This window comes from Actinophytocola xanthii (assembly GCF_001921205.1).
In the GTDB taxonomy this organism is placed as follows: domain Bacteria; phylum Actinomycetota; class Actinomycetes; order Mycobacteriales; family Pseudonocardiaceae; genus Actinophytocola; species Actinophytocola xanthii.
The window spans coordinates 85,653-93,838 of the sequence record NZ_MSIE01000049.1 but is presented as its reverse complement, the minus strand read 5'-3'; the positions used below and the strand labels follow the sequence as shown (position 1 = coordinate 93,838).

Genomic DNA, 8,186 nt, shown 5'->3' with positions numbered 1-8,186 from the left:
CACCAGCCAACGCCTCACCAAATAAGTTCAGGAACAGGCTCTCAGCGGTGCAAGTCTCATGCGCGCAAGTCTGATCAATACCGAGTTGAGCGAGGCGGTTCTCACCGCTGCCACTCTCGCTAATGCGGATCTGACTGGATCGAATCTTCGTGGCGTCGATTTGACAAACGCAAATTTGAGCGGAGCCGATCTGATTGGCGTGAATTTTGAAGGCGCTGATCTTACCCGAGCGACCCTCATTGAGGCGGACCTGACTGCTGCGAATCTTACGAACGCGGACTTGACGGGAGCGGATCTCACCAATATCGACCTGGCCGGCGCAACCCTCTTGGCTGCGGATCTCACTCGTACGAAGCTCGGCGACCCACATCCCACGAGCACGGACACGTGACCGATGCTCCCGTTTCCGTTCTCTGTAGGCGGACTTCCCGCAATCGAGTGCGGTGAATCACGTGCTGGTCAAACGAACGAAATCCTGATCCGCAGCAGCGATGCCGTCTCCGCCGTTCGCCCGAGCGCGTCCGGCCTACGGCGCCGGCCAGTGGGCGAGGGTGGCGTCGAGGACGTCCAGAACCCTGCGCCACGACGCCGCCACGTCGCCCGAGTGGTCGAACCCGCCGGCCCGCTCCAGGCTGACGTAGCCGTGGAACGTGCTGTGCAGCAGCCGCACCGCGTGGACGTGCTCGGCTTCCGGCAGCTCGTACCCCCGCAGGATGGCCCGGGTCAGCTCGGAGTGGCGCCGGGCCGCGTCGGCGGTCGCGGGGGAGACCGGGAGCTGGCCGGCGGCGTACCGCCCCGGGTGTCGCCTGGCGTAGTCCCGGTAGGCGTTGGCGAACGCCACCAGCGCGTCGCGGCCAGACCGGCCGGCGAGTGCGTTCGCCGCCTGGTCGGCCAGCTCGGTCAGCGCCAGCCGGGACACCTGTTCCCGCAGTTCCTGAGCATTGCGGATGTGCGAGTAGAAGCTCGCGTCCCTGATTCCGAACCGGCGGGCCAGCGCCGAGACCGTCACGTTCTCGAAGCCGACCTCGTCGGCCAGCTCGGCCGCCGCCAGGACGAGGCGCTCCGCGGTCATCCCCACTCGTGCCATGCCTGGAGATACTAACCCATTGCCTAGAGGCTCTAGGATAGGGTCATGAGACCGATGACCGAACCCGAGATCCGCGCGTCCTTCGTCAACTGCACCAAGGGCGAGGCGAAGCGGCTCGCCGTGCCCAGGGACCTGGCCGACCGCCCCTGGAACGACCTGGACTTCCTCGGGTGGCGCGACCCCGCGTCGCCGGAACGGGCGTACCTCGTCGCCGACGCCGGCGGAGCCACGGTCGGCGTCGCCCTGCGCCGAGCGGCGCCCGGGCGCAGGCGGCGCGTCATGTGCTCGCTGTGCCTGACCACCCACGAGGACGTCGCCCTGATGACCGCGCGCAAGGCACGGCAGCGCGAGAACTCGGTGGGCGCCTACATGTGCTCGGACCTCGCCTGCTCGCTCTACCTGCGCGGCAAGAAGGACGCCGGGCCGGGCAGCCGGATCCACGAGTCGCTGACCCTGCCCGACCAGATCGAACGGACCACGGCCAACCTCGCCGCGTTCCTGACCAAGGTCACCTAGGCCATGCCCGAGGCCGAGAGCGGGTCGTAGCCCGGGGTGCGGAACAGCATCTGCAGCTGCCTGCGGCGCACCCCGACGTTGCTGCCTTCGATGACCGGGTAGGACAGCGCGTCCATCAGATGGCGGATGATGGGGAAGTCCTGGTCGTAGGCGGTCACGCCAATGATCTTGACGAGCTCGTTGACGACCGCGACCCCGGTCTCGGAGCCGAAGACCTTGGCATGCAGGGCGAGCTCCGGGCCGCTCGGGTGCATCGACATCACCGCGTCCAGTGCGCGCCACGTCAACAGCCGGACGGCTTCGATCTTCCCCTTGGCGTCGGCGAGGACGTCGGACACGGCCTGGTACTCGATGATCGGCACCGGGCCGCCGCGCTTCTCGGTGAGGGCGAAGCGATAGGCGAGGTCGAAGGCCTGTCGCATCGCGGCGGTGGCGAAGATGCCGATCGACGCGCCGCTGGGGAGAAACGCGCTGCGGGTCAGGTCCACCCCCTGGCCTTCCTCGCCGAGGAGGTTGCCGCGCGGAACGCGCACGTCGACGAGCCGGATCCGGGTGGTGAGGCAGCCTCTGAGCCCGGGCAGGTCGTAGTACTTCTCGACCTCGATCCTCCCGGCCAGGTGCTCGCGTTGGGCGACGACGAGGGAGACGCCGCCGGGGGTGCGGCAGACGATGGTCATGATGTCCGGGCCGTCGCCGTCCCAGCCGCACAGGTGCGACGCCCACGCCTTGCGCCCGTTGATCACCCACTCGTCGCCGTCGAGGTCCGCGGTGGTGCGGATTCCTTCGCCGGGCCCGTCGGCGTCGAAGTTCGCGCTGCCCTCGGGCTCGCTGAAGGCCATCGCCGCCACCGGCGCGCCGGAGTCGGCCAGGAAGGGCGCTACGAAGCGCTCGACCTGGTCCGGGCTGCCCACCTGGTAGACGGGCGCCAGCGCGATCAACGGCCCGGCCATGGCGATGACGAAGTCGGGGAGTTCCGCCGCCCACTCCTCGATGAGGATGGCGGCGTCGACACCACTGGACGCGGTCCCGCCGAAGGGCACCGGGATCAGCCCCTTGAGGAACCCCGCCGCGACGGCGGTCTCGAACACCGGCCGCACCAGCAGCGCCCGGGCCCGCGGGTCGGGTTCGGCCCGGGTCGCCGCGGCGAGGTCGCGCAGGTGCTCCCGGGCGAAGCCACGTGCGACTGCCTTGAGCTGTTCTTGTTGCGGGTCAAGGAGGAACGAAACGGCCATCGTGGTGATCCCTTGCCACGTCGGAGTCGGAGAGCGTGTCCATTCTCGCTGAGTGATCGCTCACTTTCCGCCGTGCCGTGGGCGCACAACTCCGAGCGAGCGCTAAAATTGCAGGTCGCCCGGCCGATGGGGCCAGGGCATGCCGCCCACCGCCGGTCGGGGCGCGGTGCGGTCGGAAACTTTGGAGGATCTGTTGGGTCTGCGCTCGGCCGGTGATCGATGACCGCCGTCTACGATCAGTTGGACTCCCTGCTCGGCCCGCTCGCACCCCCGCTCGGCCGGTTCGACGGTGCCGCCGCCACGCCGGCACACACCCTCGTCGACGTGCTCGCGGACACGGCCGCGCGCCACCCGCATGCGGCGGCCATCGACGCCGCGACCGGCACGCTGACCTACGTCGAGCTCCTGGCCGTGGTCGACGCGCTGGCCGAGCGGCTCGCCTCGGCGGGCATCGGGGTCGGCGACCGCGTCGGCATCCGGGTGCCGTCGGGCACGGCCGACCTCTACGTGGCGATCCTCGCCGTGCTGACCGCGGGTGCGGCGTACGTGCCGGTCGACGCCGAGGACCCCGACGAGCGCGCCGACCTGGTGTTCGGCGAGGCGGAGGTCTGCGCGGTACTGGGCGCCGACCAGGAGCTCACCCTGCGTGGACCGGCGGGCGGGCGGCCCGGCGGGCCCGGCCCGGACGACGACGCGTGGATCATCTTCACCTCCGGCTCCACCGGCAAGCCCAAGGGCGTGGCGGTCACCCACCGCAACGCCGCCGCGTTCGTCGACGCCGAGGCCGGCCTGTTCTGCACGGCCGAGCCCATTGGGCCGGACGACCGCGTCCTGGCCGGGCTGTCCGTGGCGTTCGACGCCTCCTGCGAGGAGATGTGGCTGGCCTGGCGCAACGGCGCCTGCCTGGTGCCCGCACCGCGCTGGCTGGTCCGAACCGGCGTCGACCTCGGACCCTGGCTGGTCGAGCAGGAGATCACGGTCGTGTCGACAGTGCCGACGCTGGTGGCGCTGTGGCCCGCCGAAGCCCTCGACGACGTGCGGCTGCTCATCCTCGGCGGCGAGGCCTGCCCGGCGGAGCTGGCCGAGCGGCTCAGCGTGGAGGGCCGCGAGGTGTGGAACACCTACGGCCCGACCGAGGCGACGGTCGTCGCCTGCGCGGCCCGTCTCGGCGGCGAGGGCCCGGTGCGCATCGGGCTGCCGCTCGCCGGCTGGGACCTGGCGGTTGTCGACTTCTCCACCGACCCCGCCGGGGAGGTCGTGCCGATGGGCGGCACCGGCGAGCTGGTGATCGGCGGCGTCGGTCTGGCCCGCTACCTCGACCCGGCCAAGGACGCGGAGAAGTACGCGTCCCTGCCCGCGCTCGGCTGGGACCGCGCCTACCGCAGCGGCGACCTGGTCCGCGCCGAGCCCGAGGGGCTGGTGTTCCTCGGCCGCGCCGACGAGCAGGTCAAGCTCGGCGGCCGGCGGATCGAGCTCGGCGAGGTCGACGCCGCCCTGCAGGCGCTACCGCACGTCACCGGCGCGGCGGCCGCGGTGCGGACCACGGCCAGCGGCACGCAGCTGCTGGTCGGCTACCTGGTCACGGCGGCCGACTTCGACCAGGCCGGCGCGCTCAGCCGGCTGCGCGAGGCGCTGCCCGCAGCGCTCGTCCCGCGGCTCGCGGTCGTCGACACGCTGCCCACCCGGACCTCAGGCAAGGTCGACCGCGCCGCGCTGCCCTGGCCGCTGCGCACCGACCAGGCCGACGAGAACCCCGTGGAGCTGGACGGCACGCAGGCGTGGTTGGCGGGGCGCTGGACCGACGTCCTCGGCGTGGCGCCCACGGGGCCCGCGACCGACTTCTTCTCGGCGGGCGGTGGCAGCCTCGCGGCGGCCCGGCTCGTGTCGCTGGTCCGCGCCGAGCACCCGACGGTCTCGGTGAGCGACGTCTACCACCACCCGACGCTCGGCGCGCTCGCCGCCCGGCTCGACGACCTGGCGGGCGACCACGCCCCGACGCGCGTGGTCTCACCGGTTCCCCGGGCCGCGGCGGTCGTGCAGACGCTGCTGATGCTGCCGCTGTTCACGCTCGTCGCGCTCCGCTGGACGGTGGCGCTCGCCGCGCTCGGCAACGTGCTGACCGTGCCGTGGCTGCCCACCGCCTCGTGGTGGCTGGTCGGCGCCGGGTGGCTGGCGCTGTACAGCTCGCCGGGGCGGCTGGCGATCTCCGCCGGTGGCGCCCGGCTGCTGCTGCGCGGGGTCCGCCCGGGCAGCTATCCACGTGGCGGCTCGGTCCACCTGCGGTTGTGGTTCGCCGAACAGCTGGCCGAGCGCTCCGGTGCGGCCGACCTGTCCGGTTCGTGGCTCGTCCACTACGCGCGGGCGCTCGGCGCCCGCGTCGCCCCCGACGTCGACCTGCACTCCGTTCCGCCGGTCACCGGCATGCTGCGGCTGGGCCGGGGCAGCGCGGTGGAACCCGAGGTGGACCTGTCCGGCCACTGGGTCGACGGCGACGTGGTGCACATCGGCAGGATCAGGGTGGGCGCCGGGGCCACCGTCGGCGCGCGCAGCACCCTGTTCCCCGGTGCGCGGGTCGGCAAGCGCGCCGAGGTCGCGCCCGGTTCCGGCGTGTTGGGCTCGGTGCCCACCGGACAGCGGTGGAGCGGTGTCCCGGCGACCAAGGAGGGCAAGGCCGCGCACCGCTGGCCGAAGGCCCGCCCGCCTCGGTCACGCCGCTGGGCGCTGGCCTACGACGCGACGTCCACCGCGCTCGCACTGCTGCCGGCCGTCGCCGCGCTGCCGGCGGTCGTCCTGACCGTGCTGTTCACCCGCGGCGCCACCACCCTGGGCGAGGCACTCGGTGCGGCACTGGTCGCGGTGCCGCTCGCGACAGTCGTCTGGCTCGCCACCCACGCCGTGCTGATCCTGGTGAGCGTGCGGCTGCTGGGCATCGGGCTGCGCGAGGGCCACCACCCTGTGCGCGGGCGTGTCGCCTGGCAGGCGTGGGCCACCATGCGGCTGATGGACTCCGCCCGAGTCCGGTTGTTCCCCCTGTACGCCAGCCTGTTCACCCCGGTGTGGCTGCGCGCGCTCGGCATGCGGGTCGGCCGCGGGGTGGAGGCGTCCACAGTGGTCGCGCTGCCCGCCATGACCACCATCGGCGACGGCGCGTTCCTGGCCGACGACACGATGGTCGCCGGCTACGAGTTGGGCGGCGGGTGGCTGCGCATCGCCACGGTCCGGCTGGGCAAGCGAGCCTTCCTCGGCAACTCCGGCATGGCACGGCCCGGGCGTTCGGTGCCGAACCGCGGACTGATCGGGGTGCTGTCGACCGCGCCGAAGCGAGCCAAGAGCGGCAGTTCCTACCTCGGCATGCCGCCCATGAGGCTGCCGCGTGTCGCGGAGGACGCCGGCGCGGCACGCACGTACGAGCCGCCGACCAGACTGCTGGTCGCCAGGGCGCTGGTCGAGCTGTGCCGGGTGGTACCGGTGATGTGCTCGGTGGCGCTGACCGTGCTGCTGCTCGCCGGGCTGGCGGCGTTGGCCGACCGGGGTCTCTGGCTGGCCGGCGGGTTCCTGCTCGCCGGCGCCGGGCTGGTCGCCTGCGTGGTGGCGATTGCCGCGAAGTGGTTGTTGGTTGGGCGGTTCCGTGCGGCGAACCATCCCCTGTGGAGCGCGTTCGTGTGGCGCAACGAGCTGGCGGACACATTCGTCGAGGTGCTGGCGGTGCCGTGGCTGGTCGGCGCCGCGGGCGGCACGCCGGTCATGAACGGTTGGCTTCGGGCGATGGGGGCACGGATCGGCCGGGGCGTGTGGTGCGAGTCGTACTGGCTGCCGGAGGCGGACCTGGTGCGGCTGGGCGACGGTGCGACCGTGAACCGGGGCTGCGTCGTGCAGACGCACCTGTTCCATGATCGAATCCTGCGTATGGACCGGGTGACGTTCGGCGCCGGCGCGACGCTCGGCCCGCACGGGATCGTCCTGCCCGGAACCACCGTGGGGGCCGACACGACCGTCGGGCCGGCTTCGCTGGTGATGCGGGGTGAGAACGTGCCGGCCGGCACGAGGTGGCTTGGCAACCCCGTGGCCGCATGGCGCTGACCGGGGCGGAGCTGTACCGGCACGGCGACCCCGGTTACCGCGTCGCGCACTACGACCTCGAGCTCGACTACAAGCCGTCGACGGGCCGGGTGACCGCCCGGGCCGTGCTGGCCGTGGTGCCGGTGGCGCCACTGACGACGGTGGTGCTGGATCTCGGCACGTTCCGGGTCGACCGGGTGACGGTGGCCGGAAAGCCCGCGCGCTACAGCCACCGCGAGGGAAAGCTGCGGGTCCGCGGGCCGGTGACCGGGCCCGTCGCGGTCGAGGTCCGGTACTCGGGCACCCCCCGTCCGATCCGGACCCGGTACTGGGGCGATGTCGGCTGGGACGAGCTGACCGACGGGGTGATCGTGGCCGGTCAGCCGGTCGGTGCGCCGTCGTGGTTCCCGTGCAACGACCGCGTGGACGACAAGGCGACCTACCGGATAGCGGTGACCGCGCCGGCGTCCTACACGGTGGTGGCGAACGGTGCCCTGGCCGAGTGCCGGGTGGTCGGCGCGAAAGCGACGTGGGTGTACCGGCAGGACGCCCCGATGGCCACGTACCTAGCGACCGTCCAGATAGGACGGTACGAGCGGCTGTCCTCATCGGACGGCGAGGTGATGGTCCCACCACCGCTGGTGCGCGCGGCCGCTCACGACTTCGCGCGGCAGCCGGCGATGATGTCGGTCTTCGCGAGGTTGTTCGGCTCCTACCCGTTCGAGGGCTATCGGGTGGTGGTCACGGCGGACGAGCTGGAGGTGCCGGTCGAGGCGCAGGGCCTGTCGATCTTCGGGGCCAACCACGTGGACGGCAGACGGGGCCACGAGCGCCTGGTGGCCCACGAGCTGGCACACCAGTGGTTCGGCAACAGCGTCGGGGTGGCGGACTGGCAGCACATCTGGTTGAACGAGGGCTTCGCGACCTACGCGGAGTGGCTGTGGTCGGAGTACTCGGGCGGTCCGCCGGCGGCGGTCCTGGCCGGCCGCTCCCGTGCGTCGCTGTCGCGGCTGCCCCAGGACCTCCGGGTGGGCGCTCCCACGGCCGGGGAGATGTTCGACGACCGCCTGTACCAGCGGGGCGCGCTGACGTTGCACGCCCTGCGCACCCGCGTGGGCGACGAGGCGTTCTTCGCGATCCTCCGCACGTGGACCCTGACCCACCGCTACGGCACGGCGACCACCACGGACTTCACCGCCCTCGCCCAGTACCACACCGACGCGGAGCTGGGCCCGCTGTTCACCGGCTGGCTGTTCGAACCCGCCCTGCCGACCTGAACGCGGGCCGGTCGC

General features: G+C 72.3%; 6 protein-coding genes. 4 read left to right on the top strand and 2 right to left on the bottom strand.

The window, feature by feature from the left end; all coding sequences use genetic code 11:
- The first annotated feature begins 58 nt into the window (after positions 1–58).
- Positions 59–391 (top strand): pentapeptide repeat-containing protein, encoded by a 333-nt coding sequence (locus tag BU204_RS25620; protein WP_075128302.1) that lies wholly within the window; start codon positions 59–61, stop codon positions 389–391.
- 135 nt (positions 392–526) lie between these two features.
- Here the strand turns inward: BU204_RS25620 and BU204_RS25615 are convergent, their stop codons facing one another.
- The gene (locus BU204_RS25615) at positions 527–1,087 is read right to left on the bottom strand and encodes a TetR/AcrR family transcriptional regulator (protein ID WP_075128301.1); all 561 of its coding nucleotides are present in this window, start codon (positions 1,085–1,087) and stop codon (positions 527–529) included.
- Between the two features lie 45 nt (positions 1,088–1,132).
- Between BU204_RS25615 and BU204_RS25610 the strand changes: the two genes are divergently transcribed.
- Entirely contained in the window at positions 1,133–1,603 is a 471-nt protein-coding gene (locus BU204_RS25610) for an FBP domain-containing protein (RefSeq protein ID WP_075128300.1), read from the top strand.
- Here BU204_RS25610 and BU204_RS25605 read toward each other — a convergent pair.
- Positions 1,600–2,835 (bottom strand): acyl-CoA dehydrogenase family protein, encoded by a 1,236-nt coding sequence (locus BU204_RS25605; protein ID WP_075128299.1) that lies wholly within the window; start codon positions 2,833–2,835, stop codon positions 1,600–1,602. The two genes, BU204_RS25610 and BU204_RS25605, sit on opposite strands and share 4 nt — an antisense overlap.
- A gap of 219 nt (positions 2,836–3,054) precedes the next feature.
- Between BU204_RS25605 and BU204_RS25600 the strand changes: the two genes are divergently transcribed.
- Entirely contained in the window at positions 3,055–6,915 is a 3,861-nt protein-coding gene (locus BU204_RS25600; protein ID WP_075128298.1) for a Pls/PosA family non-ribosomal peptide synthetase, read from the top strand.
- A complete protein-coding gene (locus BU204_RS25595) occupies positions 6,906–8,171 on the top strand; it encodes a M1 family metallopeptidase (protein ID WP_075128297.1) in 1,266 nt (421 codons plus the stop codon). The genes BU204_RS25600 and BU204_RS25595 overlap by 10 nt, the downstream gene beginning before the upstream one ends.
- The last annotated feature ends 15 nt before the right edge of the window (positions 8,172–8,186 follow it).